Annotated in this window: 15 protein-coding genes; 6 read left to right on the top strand and 9 right to left on the bottom strand. The window is 59.4% G+C overall.

Features of this window, described 5'->3' with window-relative positions; genetic code table 11:
- Positions 1–1,731 (top strand): putative 2-aminoethylphosphonate ABC transporter permease subunit, encoded by a 1,731-nt coding sequence (locus tag MARHY_RS05510; RefSeq protein ID WP_014420921.1) that lies wholly within the window; start codon positions 1–3, stop codon positions 1,729–1,731.
- A gap of 19 nt (positions 1,732–1,750) precedes the next feature.
- The gene (locus tag MARHY_RS05515; RefSeq protein ID WP_014420922.1) at positions 1,751–2,656 is read left to right on the top strand and encodes an EamA family transporter; all 906 of its coding nucleotides are present in this window, start codon (positions 1,751–1,753) and stop codon (positions 2,654–2,656) included.
- 75 nt (positions 2,657–2,731) lie between these two features.
- On the opposite strand, the gene MARHY_RS05520 is transcribed toward MARHY_RS05515, so the two are convergent.
- Positions 2,732–3,394 carry an HAD family hydrolase gene (locus MARHY_RS05520; RefSeq protein ID WP_014420923.1) on the bottom strand — a complete coding sequence of 221 codons (663 nt, stop codon included), beginning with the start codon at positions 3,392–3,394 and terminating at the stop codon, positions 2,732–2,734.
- A 155-nt stretch (positions 3,395–3,549) separates the two neighbouring features.
- Here MARHY_RS05520 and MARHY_RS05525 point away from each other — a divergent pair, with 155 nt between their 5' ends.
- Positions 3,550–4,815, top strand: a complete 1,266-nt coding sequence (locus MARHY_RS05525; protein WP_014420924.1) for an MFS transporter — start codon at positions 3,550–3,552, stop codon at positions 4,813–4,815.
- A 60-nt stretch (positions 4,816–4,875) separates the two neighbouring features.
- Here the strand turns inward: MARHY_RS05525 and MARHY_RS05530 are convergent, their stop codons facing one another.
- The 7 genes from MARHY_RS05530 to MARHY_RS05560 form a co-directional block, all read right to left on the bottom strand.
- Positions 4,876–6,564: an AMP-binding protein gene (locus MARHY_RS05530; protein ID WP_014420925.1), complete on the bottom strand. Its 1,689-nt coding sequence runs from the start codon at positions 6,562–6,564 to the stop codon at positions 4,876–4,878.
- Positions 6,565–6,604: 40 nt separating this feature from the next.
- The gene (locus MARHY_RS05535; RefSeq protein WP_014420926.1) at positions 6,605–7,513 is read right to left on the bottom strand and encodes a hydroxymethylglutaryl-CoA lyase; all 909 of its coding nucleotides are present in this window, start codon (positions 7,511–7,513) and stop codon (positions 6,605–6,607) included.
- A complete protein-coding gene (locus tag MARHY_RS05540; RefSeq protein WP_014420927.1) occupies positions 7,513–9,501 on the bottom strand; it encodes an acetyl/propionyl/methylcrotonyl-CoA carboxylase subunit alpha in 1,989 nt (662 codons plus the stop codon). Before MARHY_RS05540 ends, MARHY_RS05535 begins: the two co-directional genes overlap by 1 nt.
- Complete coding sequence (locus MARHY_RS05545; protein WP_014420928.1) at positions 9,501–10,307, bottom strand: enoyl-CoA hydratase-related protein; 807 nt, start codon at positions 10,305–10,307, stop codon at positions 9,501–9,503. Before MARHY_RS05545 ends, MARHY_RS05540 begins: the two co-directional genes overlap by 1 nt.
- A gap of 12 nt (positions 10,308–10,319) precedes the next feature.
- Positions 10,320–11,927 carry a carboxyl transferase domain-containing protein gene (locus tag MARHY_RS05550; RefSeq protein WP_014420929.1) on the bottom strand — a complete coding sequence of 536 codons (1,608 nt, stop codon included), beginning with the start codon at positions 11,925–11,927 and terminating at the stop codon, positions 10,320–10,322.
- A 170-nt stretch (positions 11,928–12,097) separates the two neighbouring features.
- Positions 12,098–13,264, bottom strand: coding sequence for an isovaleryl-CoA dehydrogenase (locus MARHY_RS05555; RefSeq protein ID WP_014420930.1), 1,167 nt, complete (start codon positions 13,262–13,264; stop codon positions 12,098–12,100).
- Between the two features lie 51 nt (positions 13,265–13,315).
- Complete coding sequence (locus tag MARHY_RS05560; protein ID WP_011785591.1) at positions 13,316–13,759, bottom strand: MerR family transcriptional regulator; 444 nt, start codon at positions 13,757–13,759, stop codon at positions 13,316–13,318.
- A gap of 117 nt (positions 13,760–13,876) precedes the next feature.
- On the opposite strand from MARHY_RS05560, the gene MARHY_RS05565 reads away from it, so the two are divergent.
- The 3 genes from MARHY_RS05565 to MARHY_RS05575 all read left to right on the top strand — a co-directional run bounded on the left by MARHY_RS05565 (position 13,877) and on the right by MARHY_RS05575 (position 17,238).
- A complete protein-coding gene (locus MARHY_RS05565; RefSeq protein ID WP_014420931.1) occupies positions 13,877–14,638 on the top strand; it encodes a 3-hydroxyacyl-CoA dehydrogenase in 762 nt (253 codons plus the stop codon).
- Between the two features lie 77 nt (positions 14,639–14,715).
- Entirely contained in the window at positions 14,716–15,864 is a 1,149-nt protein-coding gene (locus tag MARHY_RS05570) for an acyl-CoA dehydrogenase family protein (protein ID WP_014420932.1), read from the top strand.
- A gap of 192 nt (positions 15,865–16,056) precedes the next feature.
- Positions 16,057–17,238, top strand: a complete 1,182-nt coding sequence (locus MARHY_RS05575; protein ID WP_014420933.1) for an acetyl-CoA C-acyltransferase — start codon at positions 16,057–16,059, stop codon at positions 17,236–17,238.
- 57 nt (positions 17,239–17,295) lie between these two features.
- On the opposite strand, the gene MARHY_RS05580 is transcribed toward MARHY_RS05575, so the two are convergent.
- Positions 17,296–19,212 carry a sigma 54-interacting transcriptional regulator gene (locus MARHY_RS05580; RefSeq protein WP_014420934.1) on the bottom strand — a complete coding sequence of 639 codons (1,917 nt, stop codon included), beginning with the start codon at positions 19,210–19,212 and terminating at the stop codon, positions 17,296–17,298.
- Positions 19,213–19,438: the final 226 nt, after the last annotated feature.

Consider the following 19,438-nt stretch of genomic DNA (forward strand, 5'->3'; position numbering starts at 1 on the left):
ATGATGGATTCCTCTGTACCTCTAACCTCGCCCTCACGCAGGGCAGGGGCCTTGTCGGAACTCCGGCAGCGTGTCACCGGGCGCTGGCTGTTTGCGTTGCTGCTGGTGCTCGGCTGTGCGGTTTTGAGCCTTCTGGTTCTGGCGCCGCTCTATACCCTGTTGTCCAAGAGTGTGGAGAACAAGGCCGGTGACTTTGTCGGGCTCGACAACTTTGCTCATTATCTGAGTTCCGGCGGCATCGAATCGGCCTTTTTCAACTCCCTCTGGGTTGCAGGACTGAGCACCCTGGTGGTGGTCGGTCTGGCCTTTATGGCGGCCTGGGCGTTAACACGAACTCGCCTGCCGATGACCGGCTGGATTCGCGGGGTTCTGGTGCTGCCGATACTGGCGCCCTCTCTGCTGCCGGCGATCAGCCTGGTGTATCTGTTCGGGAATCAGGGTGTCCTGAAAAGCTGGTTGTTCGGTGCCGAAATCTACGGCCCCATCGGTATTATCATGGGGTCCTGTTTCTGGACGTTTCCCCATGCGCTGATGATTCTGCTGACGGCAATGGACAATGCCGATGGTCGGCACTATGAGGCCGCAACCGCGTTGAAGGCGAGCCCCTGGCGCACCTTCTGGACCGTGACGGTGCCAGGTGCCCGTTATGGACTGGTCAGCGCCGCGTTTGTGGTTTTCACTCTGGTGATCACTGACTTCGGGGTGCCCAAGGTGATTGGCGGGCAATTCGACGTGTTGGCTACCGACATCTACAAACAGGTGATCGGGCAACAGAAATTTGAAATGGGGGCCGTCGTCAGCGTGCTGCTTTTGCTGCCCGCCATGCTGGCCTTTCTGGCCGACCGCTATGTGCAGCGCAAGCAATCGGCAAGCTTTACCGCGCGCTCGGTGCCTTACCGGCCGAGCCGGGACCACAGGAGGGATGTCATCGGTGCTGTTATGCTGGCGCCGACGGTTCTGTTCATCCTGGCCATTATCGGTATGGCTGTCTACGCCTCGTTCGTGACTTTCTGGCCGTACAATCTGGAACTGAGCCTGAACAACTATCAGTTCGGCCGTATGGACGGGGGCGGCTGGGGCGCCTACACCAATAGCCTGCAGATGGCCCTGGGCACCATGGTGATCGGGACACTGCTGGTTTTCTTCAATGCCTGGCTGATGGAGCGCACACCCCAGCCGAGGCTGCTGACCGGTGTATTTCAGTTCCTGTCGCTGTTGCCGCTGGCGGTGCCAGGCCTGGTGCTTGGGTTGTCGTATATTTTCTTCTTTAATCATCCGGATAACCCGATCAACGGGATCTACGGCACGCTGTTTATTCTGATTCTGTGTACCGTGAGCCATTTCTACGCGGTGTCCCACCTGACGGCGGTAACGGCGTTAAAACAGCTTGATCAGGAGTTCGAAGCGGTGGGCGAGTCCCTGAAAGCGTCTCGCTGGCGGGTCCTGTTTACCGTGACCTTGCCCTTGTGTCTGCCGGCGATTCTTGACGTTGCGCTCTACCTTTTCGTTAACGCCATGACCACGGTGTCTGCGGTGGTCTTTCTGTACGGTCATGATTCACAACTCGCCTCTGTCGCGGTACTGAACATGGATGAGGCGGGAGACATTGCGCCCGCCGCCGCCATGGCGATCCTGATAACCACCACTTGTGCTGCCGCGAAGCTCATTCAGGGTGGCCTGCGCTTCTGGGTGGATCGGTCCACGCGGGCCTGGCGCCAGGGCACCGAATGAACGGCCCGGCAATGATCCTATGACACCAATCGCGATTGTTATTGTACTGGTGTCGGCGCTGGCCCATGCGGGCTGGAACCTGTTTGGCAAAAAAGTCAGTCCCACTGGTGCTTTCTTCTGGTATAGCACCTTCTGGGGCGCCTTTCTGACATTGCCAGTCTTACTGTATTACCACCGGATGTTGCCGGAACTGGACGCAGGGATCTGGTGGCTGGTGGTCGCGACCGGTTTCTTTCAGGCTACCTACCTGAGCAGTCTGGCGGCAGCATACCGACACGGGGAATTGTCGGTGGTTTACCCGCTGGCCCGTTCTTCGCCGCTGATCATCCTGTTAGTGGGAACGTTGTTCCTTGGCACCGCGGAGGCAATCACCACTGCTGCGGTTATAGGGATCAGTCTGATTGTGGCTGGCTGTATTGTTCTGCCAATGCAGAGATTCCGCGACTTCACGCTGGCGAACTACCGTAACCTGGCCACGTTGTTTGCGCTGTTGGCCGCAGCCAGCACGGCCGGTTACTCCATGGTTGATGATCTGGCCACCGAGCGGATGCGGGCGCTATTGGCGGGACTGGCGCAGGACGCCGAGGTGGCACTCGTGTTCGTGATTCTCCAGGCCTGGTCGGCGCTGTGCTGGCTCAGTCTTGGTCTGTGGTTACAATCCGAAGAGCGACGACTGTTGAGGGAGCTGGCCGCAAATTGGCGCAGCACCATGGCGGCTGGCATCCTGATTCTGGGCACCTACGCGTTGGTGGTTTGGGCTATGGCCTATGCGGACGATGTGAGTTACGTTGTCGCGTTCCGGCAAATCAGTATTCCCATGGGCGTAGCCCTGGGCTGGTATTTCCTGGGCGAGGCCTTGCATGGGCCGAAGGTCGTGGGGGTCCTGACCATCCTGGCCGGCTTGCTGCTTGTGGTTTTGGGATAACCGGGGAAGGGGCGGCGGGCGGCCCGATCGCCGGCGCCGCAAGACATGCCCGGGCCATAGCCAGGTGTCGTAGCATCATGGCAGGGCCGCAGAATCTGTCAGGATCTGCCAGCCGTGTTTCTGGGCGTGTTGTCTCAGCCTGGGGTCCGGGTTGACCGCAACAGGGAAATCAACTTGTTCCAGTAGCGGCAGATCGTTATGCGAGTCGGAATAGAACCAGGTCTTTTCCGGTGTTACCTGGTCCCTCCCCAGCCATTCGCGCAGGGCGGCCACCTTTCCTTCCTGGAAGGGGCGCCTTGGCCCGATCTGTCCTGTCAGGCTTCCGTCGCGCCATTCCACTTCCACGCCGATGCCTTCCTCAATGCCCAGATGCTGAGCAATGGGTTTGACCAGATGTTCGCCGGTGGCCGATATGATCAACACCCGGTGCCCCTGGGCCTTATGCCACGCAACACGCTCGCGGCCGGTCGGTAAAACCCGTGACGCAATGACACGATCAATAAACCGGCTGACGAGGGTGTTGAGTTGTTCCCGGTGCCAGCCCTGTAGCGGTGCCAGGCTGAATTCCATATACGCCTGAAGGTTCAGTCGGCCTTGCCGGTAGTCCGACATGAAATCCCGGTCTTTGTCGAGGGCATCGTCAGTGCGCTCGATCTCTTGTGCCCGAAGGAACTCGGTGAACAATTGAGAGCTGTCCCCCTGAATCAGGGTCTCGTCGAGATCAAATATGGCAAGCATTGTTAACTCCTTTGGTATACACCAGATTGTGCTTCAGGCGTGTTACGGTTGTGTGACGACGACGGGCTGAGCGGTGGGATTCCGGCGGCCGGCTTGATGCTGGCGGTTTTGCTGTCTACGCTGACCGCTATGGACAGCGAGCAGGGCAGACCGATATGAAGTTTCCCTCCAGCACAGCGTTCGCGCTCCTGGGCGCGGGGTTGATTGCGATCAGCTTCGGTCTTGCGCGCTTCGCCTTCGGTCTGTTTGTTCCGCCCATTCGTGCGGATCTGTCTTTGTCGCCCCATGTGATCGGTATCATCGGTGCACTCCCTCTGATCAGTTTTGCACTGGCGTCGGTGGTGGCGCCCTGGTGTGCCGACCGTCTCGGCGCCCGGAATACGGCGATGGCCTCCGGCGTTTTTGGGGTAGTCGGACTGGCTTTGATCAGTCAATCGGCCGGTGCCCTGTCACTGGGGCTGGGTGTATTTGCCTGTGGTATCTGCACGGGCCTGATGATGCCTGCACTGACAGCGGCCATGCAGGCACTGGTGCGGCGCTCGATGCATGGCCGGGTCAGCTCGGTGATGAATGCTGGTACCAGCGTGGGTGTGATGGTTGCGGTGCCCACGGTTCTTTTTCTGGCCGGGGCCTGGCGCTATACCTACGCGTCTTTTGCCATTCTTGCCCTGATCGGGGTGTTTGCCACCTGGTTTTTCCTGCCTTCGGTTTCACGGGTGATGCCATCTAACGCAGCGCCACCGCCGGCGATCACGGCTTTGCAGTGGTGGCGCCTGTTACGGCTCTCGATCTTTGGCTTCATGATGGGGTTTGTCTCGGCGGCCTACTGGATTTTCGCGCCCGACCTGGTGGTGAACCTGGGTGAAATGAGTTCCGATTCCACCGCCTGGCTGTGGCTGGGCGTTGGGGTTGCTGGCCTGGGTGGTGCCGTGGTTGCCGATCTGGCAGACCGCAATAACCCGCCGATCACCCAGGCATTGATGTTGATGATGCTTGCGGCGAGCCTGGCTCTGTTGGCTGCCAGTCCAGACAACCTGCCGCTGGCAGCGTTTTCAGCCCTGGTGTTCGGGCTGGCCTATATGAGTCTGACCGGGCTGTACCTGATGACAGGGATTCGTTTGTTGCCGGGGCGGCTGTCCATGGGGCCGGTGCTGCCATTCATGGCGGTGTCTCTGGGACAGGCAGCGGGCTCGCCTGTGGTCGGTATGCTGGTGGGGCAGGTGGGGTATGCCGATGCCTTTGGGTTCTTCTGCGCCATTGGCATTGTCGTGGCCATGTTTTCACCTCTATACCCGCGCTATCTGGAGCAGGAACCGGAGGAGGAGACGGAAGACGAAACCGGGCTCCAGGCTGCCTACGATTATCAACTGCAGAATGAAGAGGGTGAGCCCTACCGGTACAAGCGTATGAGCAAGCATTAGGTTTCACTGATAGCAGAAACCCGGCCGTGGCCGGGTTTCCTGGGGTTGAGCGGTATTCGATTATTGCTTCAGTCCCATTTCCTCAATCGAGATTTCCCGCATCTTGAACTTCTGGATCTTCCCGGTCACGGTCATCGGGAAGGCATCCACAAACTTGTAGTTTTTGGGAATCTTGAAGTGGGCGATCTTGCCCTTGCAGAAGGCCTGCAGGTCCTCTGCGGTTACCGGGTCTGCATCGGGCCGCAGTTTCACCCAGGCAATCAGCTCTTCACCGTACTTCTCGTCCGGAATACCGGTTACCTGCACCTCTTCAATGGCCGGGTGAGTGTAGAGGAACTCTTCGATCTCTTTCGGGTAGATGTTTTCACCACCGCGGATCACCATGTCCTTGATGCGGCCCACGATCTGGATGTAACCATCCTCGTCCATGGTCGCCAGGTCGCCGGTGTGCATCCAGCCGGCATCGTCGATGGCTTCGCGGGTCTTTTCCTCGTTGTTCCAGTACTTCAGCATTACGCTGTAGCCGCGGGTACATAGTTCGCCAATCTCACCTCGGGGCATGACGTTGCCTGTGCCCGGGTCGACAATCTTGGTTTCCAGGTGCGGCTGGGTGCGGCCCACGGTGGTGACCTGCTTCTCGAACGGGTCGAGGGAACTGGTCTGGGTGGAAACCGGGCTGGTTTCCGTCATGCCGTAGGCAATCTGCACTTCTTTCATGTGCATTTTGCCGTTGACCTTCTTCATGACTTCGGCGGGGCAGATGGAACCTGCCATGATGCCGGTGCGCAGGGTGGAAAGGTCGTAGCTGTCGAACTCCGGGTCGGCCAGTTCGGCGATGAACATGGTGGGGACACCGTACAAGGCCGTGGCTTTTTCCTGGTGGACCGCCTGGAGTACGGTTTTCGGGTCAAAGCCTTCGCTCGGGTAGATCATGGCGGTGCCATGGGTGATGCAGCCCAGGTTGCCCATCACCATGCCGAAGCAATGGTAGAGCGGCACTGGAATCACCAGCCGGTCGTTCTCGGTCAGGCGCTGGCTTTCACCAACAAAATAGCCGTTGTTCAGAATGTTGTGGTGGGTGAGCGTGGCGCCTTTCGGGTTGCCGGTGGTACCGGAGGTGAACTGGATATTGATGGGGTCGTCGAACTGCAGCTCATCCTGACGCTTGGCAAGGTCCGCCTCTGATACGTCGCCGGCAAAGCCCAGGAAATCCTGCCAGGTCCACATACCCTCGTGGTTATCCGGGTGTACGTTAATGACCGCCCGGAGATCGGGGACGTTGTCAGCTTTGAGTTTACCGGGTGCGCTGCGCTTCAGTTCCGGGGCCAGCTCGTAGATCATCTCCCGGTAGTTGGAGGTTTTGAAGCTGTCGGCGGTAACCAGAACGCTGATGCCGGCCAGATTCATGGCGTACTTCAGCTCGTGAACACCGTAGGCCGGGTTGATGTTTACCAGAATGGCGCCTACTTTCGCAGTCGCAAACTGGGTAACGGTCCATTCGTAGCGGTTGGGTGACCAGATGCCCACGCGGTCGCCACGCTTGACGCCGATGGCCATGAACGCCCGGGCCGCTTCGTTTACCTTGTCGACGAACTCTTTGTAAGTCCAGCGAATGTCCTGGTGCAGGCACACCAGAGCCTCGTTGTCGGGAAACTGTTGGGCGGTGCGGTCCAGCATATCGCCGATGGTCATGCCCAGCAGTGGCTTTTCTGCGATACCGCTGGTGTAACTTGGGAGAGTCTTGCTCATGTCTCTGCCTCCATTGTTTTTGTAGTTGAGGGCTGGAAAGTTACTGGCACAGGCCCCCGAGTGCCTGGCCCACTTTAGAGCCGTTATGACGTTTCAGTTGCGCGCAGATCCAGTCGCCGGTTTTCACCAGCTTGTTCAGATCCGCGCCGGTATCGATGCCCAGGCCGTTAAGCAGGTATAGCACGTCTTCGGTGGCTACGTTGCCAGATGCCCCTTTGGCATAAGGGCAGCCGCCCAGACCGGCCACAGAGGCGTCAATCACGCTTACGCCCTCTTCCAGTACTGCGTACAGGTTGGCCAGGGCCTGGCCATAGGTGTCGTGGAAATGCGCCGCCAGTTTGTCCATGGGCACATGGGCGGCCACGGCTTCGAGCATCCGCTTGGCTTTCAGGGGCGTACCCACGCCGATGGTGTCGCCCAGGGATATTTCGTGACAGCCCATGTCGTACAGGGCCTTGGCCACGGTGGCCACTTGTGCCGGTTGGATATCGCCCTCGTACGGGCAGCCCATCACGGTAGACACGTAACCGCGTACGGGAATGCCGTGTTTGCGGGCTTCTTCAACCACCGGTGCAAAGCGCTCCAGGCTTTCAGCAATCGTGCAGTTGATGTTCTTTTGGGTGAAGGACTCCGATGCCGCACCGAATACCGCTACTTCGTCGGCCCCGGCCGCCAGGGCGCCCTCGAATCCTTTCAGGTTCGGGGTGAGGGCCGAGTAGCGAACGCCGGGTTTACGGGTGATGCCGGCCATCACTGCGGCCGCGTCGCCCATTTGCGGCACCCATTTGGGTGATACGAAGCTGGCGGCCTCGATGTGACTGAGACCGCAATCGGCCAGCCGGTCGATCAGGCCGGTTTTGACCTCGGTGGCGATCACATCGCCGGGCTCATTCTGAAGCCCGTCCCTGGGGCTCATTTCCACCAACCGAGCCTGCTTCGGAAAGGCCATTATTCTGCCTCCCCGGTGTCGATGGCGATGAGTTCCGCACCCTCGGCCACCTGGTCACCCTCGGCGTAGAAAATCTCGGAAACCACACCATCGGCGGGCGCCTTGATGGCGTGTTCCATTTTCATGGCTTCCATGATCACCAGCGTCTGGCCGGCCGTTACCTTGTCGCCTACCTGGGCCTGAATCGCCACTACGGAGCCGTTCATGGGCGCCGCCAGGCTGCCTTCGCTGGCCATTTCCTCAAACCCGTAGGTTTCCCGGTATACGGTGCACTTGAAGGTATCGCCCTCGTAGAAGAGCACCAGTTCTTCGTTGTGCAGGTTGCCGTGCACGCTTAGCCGGTGGCCGTTGATCACCGCCTGCAGGTAATCGTCATTCAGTTTGGCGTTCAGGTGGTACACGCTGCCGCCCACGAACACCTGGTAGCGGTCATCCCGTTCCAGGATCTTGAGCTCGTGTTTATCGTCGCCCACCTGAAGGGTGAGAGGCTGGGCGTATTCGGAGTTCATGCGCCAGCTGTTCTTGCGGCCGAACGGCGACCAGGGATCGCCGGTAACCGGTTCCGCTGATTTGCGTTGCTCCAGGATGAATCCAGCGGCAAGCACCAGTGCCTTGTCCAGATCCAGTCTGGATTTCGGGAACAGCAGGTCGTTGTGAGTGGCAATGAAGTTGGTGGTCAGTTCGGCTTCGCGGAATGGCTGCGCATCCACCGCCGCGTGCAGGAACCGGATATTGGTTTTCAGCCCGGCGATACGGTAGTGCTCCAGGGCCTGAACCATGCGGTTGACCGCCTGTTCGCGGGTCTCGTCCCACACGATGAGTTTGGCAATCATCGGGTCGTAGTGGATGCTGATTTCATCGCCTTCGGTCACGCCGGTATCTACCCGCACGTGGGCAGACTCATCCGGAGTGCTGAGGTAACGCAGGGTTCCGGTGGCTGGCAGGAAGTCCTGATCCGGATCTTCGGCGTAGATACGCGCCTCGATGGCGTGGCCACGGGTCTTTACCTGGTCCTGGGTCAGCGGCAGGGGCTCACCCCAGGCCACTTTCAGTTGCCATTCCACCAGATCCTGGCCGGTGACCATTTCGGTGACCGGGTGTTCTACCTGCAGGCGGGTATTCATTTCCATGAAGAAGAAGGAACCGTCCACGTCGTACAGAAACTCGACGGTGCCGGCGCCCACGTAGTTGATGGCCTGGGCCGCCCGCACCGCGGCTTCGCCCATGGCTTTGCGGGTGTCTTCACTGAGGCCGGGGGCGGGCGCTTCTTCCAGCACTTTCTGGTGCCGGCGCTGCACGGAGCAGTCCCGCTCGGCCAGATAGATGCCGTTGCCGGATTGATCGCAGAACACCTGGATTTCGACATGGCGTGGCTGGGTCAGGTAGCGCTCGATCAGCATGTCCGGGTTGCCGAACGCATTTTTTGCCTCGCGCTGGGCCGCGGCCAGGGCATCGTCGAATTCGGCCATGTTTTCGACCACCCGCATGCCTTTGCCGCCACCGCCGGCAACCGCTTTCAGCAGCAGCGGGAAACCGCATTTTTCGGCTTCAGCCCGCAGCAAGTCCGGCGACTGGTCCTTGCCGTGGTAGCCCGGCACCAGCGGTACACCGGCGTCTTCCATGATCGCTTTTGCCGCGGACTTGGAGCCCATGGCGGCGATGGCGGAAGAGGGCGGGCCGATGAAGACGATATCGTTGGCTTCGCAGGCTTCTGCGAAGTCGGTGTTTTCAGACAGGAAGCCGTACCCCGGGTGGATAGCCTGGGCACCGCTTTCTTTGGCAATCTCGATAATCTTGTCGGCCCGCAGGTAGCTCTCGGAGCTGGGGGCGGGGCCGATGTAGAAGGCCTCATCGGCCATGGCCACGTGCCGGGCGTTGGCGTCGGCTTCGGAATAGACCGCTACGCAACGGATGCCCATTCGATGGGCCGTCTGGATGATCCGGCAGGCGATTTCGCCCCGGTTGGCTATCAGGATCTTGTTAAACATTATTGTGTCTCCGGAATCCAACTGGCCTTTCGTTTGTTCAGGAAAGCGCTAAGCCCTTCCTGGCCTTCTTCGCCCACACGAATATCAGCGATGCGCTGCGCGGTGTCGTCAATCACTTCGGAGGTGATGGTCTTGTGGCTGACCGCAAAGACCAGTTCTTTGGCTGCTTTCATGGCTTCGGGACCGTTCAGCGCAAGTTGCAGTAGCAGCTCGTCGCAACGCTGGTGCATGGCCTGTTCGTCTTCGCACACCAGGTGAACCAGGCCGTAGTGCTGCGCCTCCTGAGCACTGAAGACTTCCGCCGACAGGAAGTAGCGCCGGGCCTGACGTTCGCCGATGGCTCGCACCACATAGGGGCTGATCACGGCCGGAATCAGGCCGAGTTTGACTTCGCTCAGGCAGAAGCTGGCTTTTTCAGTGGCCAGCACGATGTCGCAGCAGGCCGCTAGGCCGACCGCGCCGCCGAAGGCCGCTCCCTGCACCAGGCCGATCACGGGCTTGGACAGGTGGTTCAGGGTGTTCATCAGACGGGCCAGTTCCCGGGAGTCGTCCAGGTTTTCCTGGCGGGTGTTGTCCGCCATGCGGCGCATCCAGCCCAGATCGGCACCGGCGGAAAAGTGTTTGCCCTCTGAGCGCAGGATAACAATCTGGGTTTGCTCATCCCGGTCCACGTGTTCCAGTGCCTGAATCAGCTGCTGGATGATCACGTCGTCGAAGGCATTGCGTTTGTCCGGGCGGTTCAACACCACTTCTGAGACGCCATCGCCCCGTTGGTGCAGCAGAACCGCTGTGTCTTGCTGTGACATGGCTGCGCTCCTTTACATGCGGAACACGCCGAAGCGCGTTGGCTTGGCGGGCCGGTTGAGGGTGGCAGACAGGCTCAGGGCAACCACTTCCCGGGTCTGGGCCGGGTCGATCACGCCGTCATCCCACAGGCGGGCGCTGGCGTAGTACGGGTGGCCCTGGTGTTCGTAGGTTTCGGTAATGGGCTTCTTGAACTCGGCTTCTTCCTCGGCGCTCCAGCTCTGGCCTTTACGCTCCAGGCCTTCCCGGCGTACCTGCGCCAGCACGCCGGCTGCCTGTTCGCCGCCCATGACGGAGATCCGGGCATTCGGCCACATCCACAGGAAGTCCGGGCTGTAGGCGCGGCCACACATGCCGTAGTTGCCGGCACCGTAGCTACCGCCAATCAGAACGGTAATCTTGGGCACGTTGGCACAGGCCACGGCCATCACCATCTTGGCGCCATGTTTGGCGATGCCCTCGGCTTCGTATTTCTGGCCGACCATGAAGCCGGTAATGTTCTGCAGGAACAGCAGGGGTATGTTGCGTTGGCAACACAGTTCAATAAAGTGCGCGCCTTTCTGGGCGGATTCGCTGAACAGGATGCCGTTGTTGGCGATGATGCCCACGGGGTAGCCGTGGATGTGGGCAAACCCGGTTACCAGGGTGGAGCCGTAATAGCGCTTGAATTCGTCGAATTCTGAGCCGTCGACGATGCGGGCGATGACGTCGCGCGCATCAAACTGCTTGCGCAGGTCGGTGCCGACGATGCCGTAGATTTCTTCCTGATCGTACAGCGGGGCGCGGGGCTTCTGGACCTCAACCGGTACTGGTTTGCGACGGTTCAGGTTGGCCACGCAGCGCCGGGCGATTTCCAGGCCGTGGGCATCATTCTCGGCGTAGTGGTCGGCGACACCGGAGATTTTACAATGCACGTCTGCGCCCCCCAGGTCTTCCGCGCTGACCACTTCACCTGTGGCGGCTTTTACCAGCGGTGGGCCGGCCAGGAAGATGGTGCCCTGGTTACGGACGATGATGGATTCGTCGGCCATGGCGGGCACGTAGGCGCCCCCGGCGGTACACAGGCCCATGACGACGGCAATCTGGGGAATGTCGTCTGCGCTCATACGGGCCTGGTTGTAGAAAATGCGGCCGAAGTGGTCGCGGTCGGGGAAGACTTCATCCTGTTGGGGCAGGTTGGCGCCACCGGAATCCACCAGGTAGATGCAGGGCAGGCGGTTGGCCATGGCGATTTCCTGGGCCCGCAGGTGCTTTTTCACGGTCAGCGGGAAGTAGGTGCCGCCTTTGACGGTGGCGTCGTTGGCGATAATCATGCACTCGGTGCCGGAGACGCGGCCGATGCCGGCGATGACGCCAGCGGCGGGCACTTCTTCCTTATAGACGTTGTAGGCGGCGAACTGGCCGATTTCGAGGAAGGGGGAGCCTTCGTCGATGAGGGTGTTGATGCGCTCGCGAGGCAGGAGTTTGCCTCGGTCGGTGTGGCGCTTCTGGTAGTCGGGGCCGCCGCCCTGGTGGATCTTTTCGACTTTTTCCCGGAGGTCGGCGACGGCTTGTTGCATGGCCTGGTGGTTGGCCTGGAATTCGTCGGACCTTGGGTTGATTTTGCTTTGGAGTATCGTCATGTTCCGTGGTCCCTCGGGTTGGGGGCACGGGCCTGGAGGGGTGTCGTTCCGAAAACCGCTACGAGCACATCCATGTGCGCTTCTCTCCGGCCATCCATGGCCTCCGAAATTTTCGGAACGACACCCCTCCAGTCCCTAGTCGTACAATTGGAGCTGGATTCTGTGCGTCGTTACTTGTTCAGGAACAGCTCGCGACCGATCAGCATCCGTCGGATTTCAGACGTTCCAGCGCCGATTTCGTAGAGTTTCGCGTCCCGCAGCAGGCGGCCGGTCGGGTATTCGTTGATGTAGCCGTTGCCGCCCAGCAGCTGGATGGCGTCCAGGGCCAGTTTGGTGGCCATTTCGGCGGAGTAGAGGATGGCGCCGGCGGCGTCTTTGCGGGTGGTTTCGCCGCGGTCGGCGGACTGGGCCACCATGTAGACGTAGGATTTCGCGGTGTTCATCCAGGTGTACATGTCGGCGACTTTGCCCTGTACCAGTTCGAATTCACCGATGGCCTGGCCGAATTGTTTACGCTCGCGGATGTAGGGGACGACCACATCCATAGCAGCCTGCATGATGCCCAGCGGGCCGCCGGAGAGGACGAGGCGTTCGTAGTCGAGGCCGCTCATGAGGACTTTGGCACCGTTGCCCACGCCGCCCAGGACGTTTTCTTTGGGAACTTTGCAGTCCTGGAACACCAGTTCACAGGTGTTGGAGCCGCGCATGCCGAGTTTGTCGAGTTTCTGGTGGCGGCTGAAGCCCGGGTAGTCGCGCTCTACGATAAAGGCGGTGACGCCTTTGGAACCGCCTTTCGGGTCAGTCTTGGCGTAGATAACGTAAGTGTGTGCGTCCGGACCGTTGGTGATCCACATCTTGTTGCCGTTGAGGACGTAGTGGTCGCCTTCGTCGCGGGCGTGGAGTTTCATGGAGATTACGTCGGAGCCGGCGTTGGGCTCGGACATGGCCAGGGCGCCGATGTGTTCACCGGTGACCAGCTTGGGCAGGTATTTCTGCTTTTGTTCTTCGGTGCCGTTGCGGTGAATCTGGTTCACGCACAGGTTGGAGTGGGCACCGTAAGAGAGGCCAACGGAGGCCGAGGCGCGGCTGATTTCTTCCATGGCGATGACGTGGGCCACATAGCCCATGTCGGAGCCGCCGTACTCTTCGCTGACGGTAATGCCCAGCAGGCCCATGTCGCCCAGTTTGCGCCACAGGTCCATGGGGAATTCGTTGTTTTTGTCGATTTCCTCGGCCCGCGGGGCAATTTCGGTGGCGGCGAAGTTATTCACCTGTTCCCGGAGCATGTCCAGGGTCTCGCCGAGGCCGAAATTGAGCTCTGAGTACTGTGATTTCATCGTTTGCTACCTTTTTGTTTTTAACGTCGGGTATCCGTTGGCTGCCAGGTTCTATTTGCTGACAGCGGTTTCTTTGGTGTTCGTCGTCAGGCCCTGCTCTTCCTTTTTCTTCTGCAGTTCGGTCAGGGCTTCGCGGCACCGTGCTTCGGCGGTGTCCATTTCCATCTCTGCCATGGCGATGTCTTCTTTCTGCTGTTCCAGCTGTTCCCGTCTTGCGCTGAGGATTTCCAGCATCTTCAGCAGCTGCTTTTCATTGCCGGTCAGCGTTTCGTCCCAGAGGTCGAACAGTTCTTTCGTTTCGGCCAGGGAAAAGCCCATGCGCTTGCCCCGGAGAATCAGCTTCAAGCGAACGCGGTCCTTGGTGCTGAAGATCCGGGTTTGCCCGCGCCGGGTGGGCTTGAGCAGCCCCTGGTCTTCATAGAACCGGATGCTCCGGGTGGTTACATCGAACTCCTGGGAAAGCTCGCTGATGCTGAAAGTTCGTTTTTCGCTCATGACGGATTTCCTTTTTTCACCAAGGTTAGTTAAAGTTTACGTAAACGTAAAGTGTTTTTGTGGTCCGAATGAATACCCGCGGATCAGACTTCGATCATTGTTAATAAGGAGTACCCGATGGAATTCCAGAATGTGCCGGCAATTGTAACAGGCGGTGCCTCCGGTCTGGGTGAGGGCGCTGCCCGTGCTCTGGCGGCGGCTGGCTGCAAGGTTGCGATTCTTGATGTGAACAAGGAGCAGGGCGAAAAGGTTGCGGCTGAGCTCGGCGGTATCTTCCTGCATTGTGATGTGACTTCGGCCGACAGTGCTGAGGCTGCTGTCAATGCTGCGCGAGAGGCTCACGGCCCCTGCGGTGTCGCCGTGAACTGCGCGGGTATTGCGCCGGCGGCCAAGATTCTGGGCCGGGAAGGTGTGATGCCGCTGGAAAGCTTTAGCAAGGTGGTCCAGGTTAATCTGATCGGCACCTTCAATATCTTGCGGCTGGCGGCTGCCGATATGGCGCAACGGGAACCGAACGGTGACGGCGAGCGCGGTGTCATCATCAATACCGCTTCGGTTGCTGCCTACGAAGGCCAGATTGGCCAGGCGGCTTACAGCGCATCCAAAGGCGGTGTGGTGTCCCTGACCCTGCAGGCGGCCCGCGAGCTGGCCCGTGAAGGGATTCGGGTGAATACCATTGCTCCTGGCCTGTTTATGACACCAATGCTGGCGGGTATGCCCCAGGAAGTGCAGGACAGCCTTGCAGCCACGCTACCGTTCCCGAAACGCCTCGGTAAGCCGGAAGAGTTCGGGATGATGGTGGACCAGATGGTGCGCAACCCGATTCTGAATGGCGAAGTCATCCGGCTTGATTGTGCCCTGCGGATGGCGCCAAAGTGACATTGGAATAACCTGCCAAAAGCAGGTTTCTGTAATGGTGTTCGCCAAAAGCGAACCGGTAACCACAGGTGAGTGATATGACTAACCCTGTCGATCAGGAAGAACTGGCTCTTTTCCGGGAGTCTGTGATCAAGGCTCTGGAAACCGAAGTGGCCCCGCATTACGAGGCCTGGGAGAAAAGCGGCATTGTGCCACGGGAGCTTTGGAACACTCTGGGCGATGCAGGCATGCTGTGCGTCGATGTGCCGGAAAGCTGCGGCGGCTGCGGCGCACCCTTCCAGTACTCGGTCGTGGTGGGTGAGGAGCTTGCCCGGCTGGGATTCGGTGCGCTTTCCACCAACGTGATGGTGCATTCCGACATTGTCGCGCCCTATCTCAGCCATATCGGCAATGAACAGCAGAAACAGCAGTGGCTGCCGAAGATGGTATCAGGTGAGGCGGTGGGCGCCATTGCCATGACCGAACCGGGCGCCGGCAGCGACTTGCAGGCCATGCGCACCAGCGCTGTAAAAGACGGCGACGACTACATCCTCAATGGCTCCAAGACCTTCATCACCAACGGCCAACACGCCGATATGGTGATCGTCGCCGCCAAAACCGATCCCAAAGCCGGAGCCAAAGGGATCAGCCTGTTCCTGGTGGATACGTCGTTGCCAGGATTCAGCAAAGGCCGGAACCTGGACAAGATTGGCCAGCACTCTGGCGATACCTCTGAACTGTTTTTCTCCGACATGCGCATACCTGCCTCGGCGTTGCTGGGCGAGGAAGGACAGGGTTTCGTTTACCTGATGCGCGAACTGCCCCGTGAGCGACTGGTGATCGGAGCGCTGGGTGTGGCAGCGGCCCGGGGCTCGCTGGACATGACCATCCAGTATGCCCAGGAGCGTGAGCTGTTTGGCCAAAAGCTCAGCCAGTTGCAGAACACACGTTTCGAAATTGCCCGCATGGAAACGGATTACCGCATCAACAAAGCGTTTGTGGACCAGTGCATTCGGGAATACGAAGATGGCAAATTGGATGCCCCCACGGCGTCCATGGCCAAGTACAGCGCTACCGAGATGCAGTGTCGTGTTGCTGATGGCTGTTTGCAGCTGTTTGGCGGCTACGGCTACACCACGGAGTACCCGATTTCCAGGAACTTTATTGATGCCCGGGTGCAGCGGATTTATGGCGGCACCTCGGAAGTAATGAAGGAAATCATTGCCCGGTCGGTACTCGGAAGATAGTACCTCCTGAATCCAGCGCTAATTCTTTTTGAAGGCGACTGAAATGTATGGGGTTCGAGCAGGGGGATACCTTTCCGGGACCGTCAAAAGCCATGGATGGCTTTTGTCGAGCGTACAGGGATGTATTCACAGCGTGTCTCGGAAAGGTATCCCCCTGATCGAACCTGACTCCCAACATGGAGACCAGATTCAATGAACAACAATGACATCGTTATAGCAGGCTCCGCCCGAACCCCCATGGGCGGAATGATGGGCTCCCTGAGTACGGTACGTTCACCGGACCTGGGTGCCGTCGCCATTAAGGCAGCCATTGAACGCTCCGGCCTTCAGCCGGCAGACATCCAGGAAGTGATCATGGGCTGCGTGCTGCCCGGTGGCTTGGGCCAGGCGCCGGCGCGTCAGGCCTCGAGGGCCTCTGGCATCCCGGACAGCTCCGGCTGCACCACCATCAACAAAATGTGCGGCTCCGGCATGCAGGCCGTCATCATGGCCCACGACCAGATCAAAGCTGGCACCAACAACATCATGATCGCCGGCGGCATGGAAAACATGAGCCAGGCACCGTACCTGTTGCCGAAAGCCCGCGCCGGCATGCGCATGGGCCATGGCCAGGTACTCGACAGCATGTTCCTGGACGGCCTGGAAGATGCCTACGAGGGTGGCCTGATGGGCGTATTCGCCCAGCGTACGGCAGATAAATTCGACATCACCCGCCAGGCTATGGACGAATTCGCCATCGGCTCCCTGCAAAAATCCCTGGCGGCCATCGAAAACGGCTGGTTCCGGGACGAAATCGTACCGGTAACCGTCCCGGGCCGAGGCGGCGACACCGAAGTGGATACCGATGAACAACCGGGCAACGCCAAACCGGAAAAAATTCCACACCTCAAACCCGCGTTCGCCAAGGACGGTTCTGTCACCGCCGCCAACTCCAGCTCCATCAGTGATGGTGCTTCCGCGCTGGTACTGGCCTCCGCCGCCGAAGCCGATGCCCGGGGCCTGACCCCGCAGGCCCGGGTCGTGGCCCACGCTACCAACGCACGCCTGCCGTCCGAATTCACCATCGCACCGATCGGCTCCATCGAGAAGGTGCTCAAGAAAGCGGGGTGGACGCTGGACGATGTCGATCTGTTCGAGATCAACGAAGCCTTTGCCGTGGTCACCCTGGCGGCGATCAATGAGCTGAAGCTTCCTGCGGAGAAGGTCAACGTGCACGGCGGTGCCTGTGCACTGGGGCATCCGATTGGTTCCTCCGGCTCCCGGATCATCGTCACCCTGATCAATGCGTTGAAACAGCGTGGGCTTAAGCGTGGTGTAGCCTCGCTCTGCATCGGTGGTGGTGAAGCCACGGCTGTGGCTATTGAGCTGATCTGATCGGCTTATATTCCCTGTAGCCTGTCAGCTCTGGGGCGGGCTTGCGGGGTGGCCGGGTTAAAGATCCCGTTCCTGGAATTGTCGCGGTTCGATTTTCAGCTTTTTCAGGCGTGAGGACAGGGTGGTCGGTTTGACACCCAGCAGCGCAGCGGCGCCATCGTCGCCGAACACCCGGCCGCCACTGATTTTCAGGGCTCGTCTCAGGTTGTTTGTCTCAAGCTCCCTGAGTTCGTGCTCTGTCATCAGTTCACCGTCGAAATGCCTGGCTGGCGGCATGGGTTCCAGCGTGTGTCTGGCGGCAGAATCCGGACCCTGCAGGTCCAGATCCAGCCGGCCATCGGCTGTGATCACCTGACGTTCAATAACGTTTTCCAGCTCCCGAACATTGCCTGGCCACGGGTAAGCTTTGAGCGTTTCCACGTCCCGCTCCCGGAGTGCCAGCGGTGGCCGGTTGAATTTCTGGCACGCCCGGTTCAGAAACTCCTGGGCGAGAATGGGAATGTCCTCGATACGTCGGCGCAACGGCACCGACTCAATAGGGAACACATTCAGGCGAAAGTACAGATCCTCCCGGAAGTTTTTGTCCCGGACCTCGGTTTTCAGGTCGCGGTTGGTGGCGGCAATGACACGAACGTCCACGGCTCGGGTGTGGTTTTCCCCCACGCGTTCGAACTGTTGATCCTGCAAGACCCGCAGCAGCTTGCCCTGGAGCTCCAGTGGGATCTCGCCCACTTCATCCAGAAAAAGGGTACCCCCATCGGCGAGCTCGAAGCGACCAACCCGGTCACTGACGGCTCCGGTAAAGGCACCCTTTACATGGCCAAAGAACTCACTCTCAAACAGATCCTTGGGAATCGCTGCGCAGTTTACCCGGATCAGGGGGCGATCCCTCCGGCTGCTCGACTGATGAATGGCCCGGGCAATGAGTTCCTTGCCGGTACCGGATTCCCCAGTGATCAACACGTTGGCATCGGTTGGGGCGACCATTCCGATTCTGCGCACGATGGCTTTGATAGCATCGCTCTGGCCTAAAATTTCGTGAAAGTGGTATTCCGCACTGAGTTCTTCCTGAAGGTAGGCGTTTTCCATTTCCAGGCGGTGTTTCAGGGTTTCCACTTCCTCCAGTGCTTTTTGCAATTCCTTCTGAGTCTCAAGCCGGGCAGAGATATCGCGAAACACCACCACGGCACCAACCGGGTGGCCATTGTCTATAATGGGCGTACTGGTGTATTCCACCGGAAAGCCGGTGCCATCCTTGCGCCAGAACCAGTCCTCGCCAACCCGTTTTACACTGGCGTCCCGAAACGCGGCATAGATAGGGCATTCTTTCAGGGGGAAGATGCTGCCGTCTTCGTGGGAGTGGTGCACCACCCGGTGAATCACCCTTCCCATCAGCTCGTCAATGCGCCAGCCCAGCATGCGTTCCGCTGCCGGGTTGGCAAAGGTCGTCCGTCCCTCGGCATCCACCCCGTAAATGCCTTCGCCCACCGCGTGCAGGATCAACTGGTTTTCCCGCTCCATGTCCTTGAACAGTTCTTCTACCCGCCGCCATTCCAGCAGGCCACCCCGGTGGTAGTGGTTGGCGTCGTGTCGTTCCCGCAAGGTGCGCAGCTGGCGCCGGTCCCGAAGCAGTAGCAGGAGGCTCTGGGATTCGGCTTCACCCACCCGTGAGGAAGAAATCTCCAGCTCCACGTTGCGCCCATCCCGATGCTGCAGGATGAAATCCCGGCTCCAGCCATGACTGCGAAACAGGGTTTCCTCGGTAAAGGCGATGAGCTGAGGCCGCTGGTCGGTGAACAGGTGGGTACAGGGAGTACCAATCAGAGACTGTCTGTCGGTTCCGACCAGCCGCCCCATGGCGCTGTTGGCAGCGATGATGAGATCGCGCCCGGCATCCACCAGCAGCGCCGCCTCCGGAAGGTGGTCAATCCAGCTGGTGGTACTGGTGGATGTTATCGCGGCTTTGATTGTCATCGGGTTGTCCTTTCTCTGGCCTGACAGAGACAGAACAAACCTTGTGCCAACTCTGAAATTTCGTAGTGGAGGCTACGAAATATCGTTAATTACGAAAGTTCGTAATTGGCAGGAAGCACCGAAGAAAAATAAAAGCAATATAAAACAAGGTGTTAAAGATTTTTTTGGGGTTGGCACAAACCCTGCGATATCTCCTCCAGAACGTGTTGTCGGCCCGGGAGCAGAT

Source organism: Marinobacter nauticus ATCC 49840, from assembly GCF_000284615.1.
Classification (GTDB): domain Bacteria; phylum Pseudomonadota; class Gammaproteobacteria; order Pseudomonadales; family Oleiphilaceae; genus Marinobacter; species Marinobacter nauticus.

Coding starts and splice junctions, on each gene's coding strand:
- MARHY_RS05525 (WP_014420924.1), top strand. CDS start 3,550: ATGAAGTTTCCCTCCAGCACAGCGTTCGCGCTCCTGGGCGCGGGGTTG.
- MARHY_RS05555 (WP_014420930.1), bottom strand. CDS start 13,264: ATGAAATCACAGTACTCAGAGCTCAATTTCGGCCTCGGCGAGACCCTG.
- MARHY_RS05550 (WP_014420929.1), bottom strand. CDS start 11,927: ATGACGATACTCCAAAGCAAAATCAACCCAAGGTCCGACGAATTCCAG.
- MARHY_RS05530 (WP_014420925.1), bottom strand. CDS start 6,564: ATGAGCAAGACTCTCCCAAGTTACACCAGCGGTATCGCAGAAAAGCCA.
- MARHY_RS05565 (WP_014420931.1), top strand. CDS start 13,877: ATGGAATTCCAGAATGTGCCGGCAATTGTAACAGGCGGTGCCTCCGGT.
- MARHY_RS05580 (WP_014420934.1), bottom strand. CDS start 19,212: ATGACAATCAAAGCCGCGATAACATCCACCAGTACCACCAGCTGGATT.
- MARHY_RS05540 (WP_014420927.1), bottom strand. CDS start 9,501: ATGTTTAACAAGATCCTGATAGCCAACCGGGGCGAAATCGCCTGCCGG.
- MARHY_RS05575 (WP_014420933.1), top strand. CDS start 16,057: ATGAACAACAATGACATCGTTATAGCAGGCTCCGCCCGAACCCCCATG.
- MARHY_RS05570 (WP_014420932.1), top strand. CDS start 14,716: ATGACTAACCCTGTCGATCAGGAAGAACTGGCTCTTTTCCGGGAGTCT.
- MARHY_RS05560 (WP_011785591.1), bottom strand. CDS start 13,759: ATGAGCGAAAAACGAACTTTCAGCATCAGCGAGCTTTCCCAGGAGTTC.
- MARHY_RS05520 (WP_014420923.1), bottom strand. CDS start 3,394: ATGCTTGCCATATTTGATCTCGACGAGACCCTGATTCAGGGGGACAGC.
- MARHY_RS05545 (WP_014420928.1), bottom strand. CDS start 10,307: ATGTCACAGCAAGACACAGCGGTTCTGCTGCACCAACGGGGCGATGGC.
- MARHY_RS05510 (WP_014420921.1), top strand. CDS start 1: ATGATGGATTCCTCTGTACCTCTAACCTCGCCCTCACGCAGGGCAGGG.
- MARHY_RS05515 (WP_014420922.1), top strand. CDS start 1,751: ATGACACCAATCGCGATTGTTATTGTACTGGTGTCGGCGCTGGCCCAT.
- MARHY_RS05535 (WP_014420926.1), bottom strand. CDS start 7,513: ATGGCCTTTCCGAAGCAGGCTCGGTTGGTGGAAATGAGCCCCAGGGAC.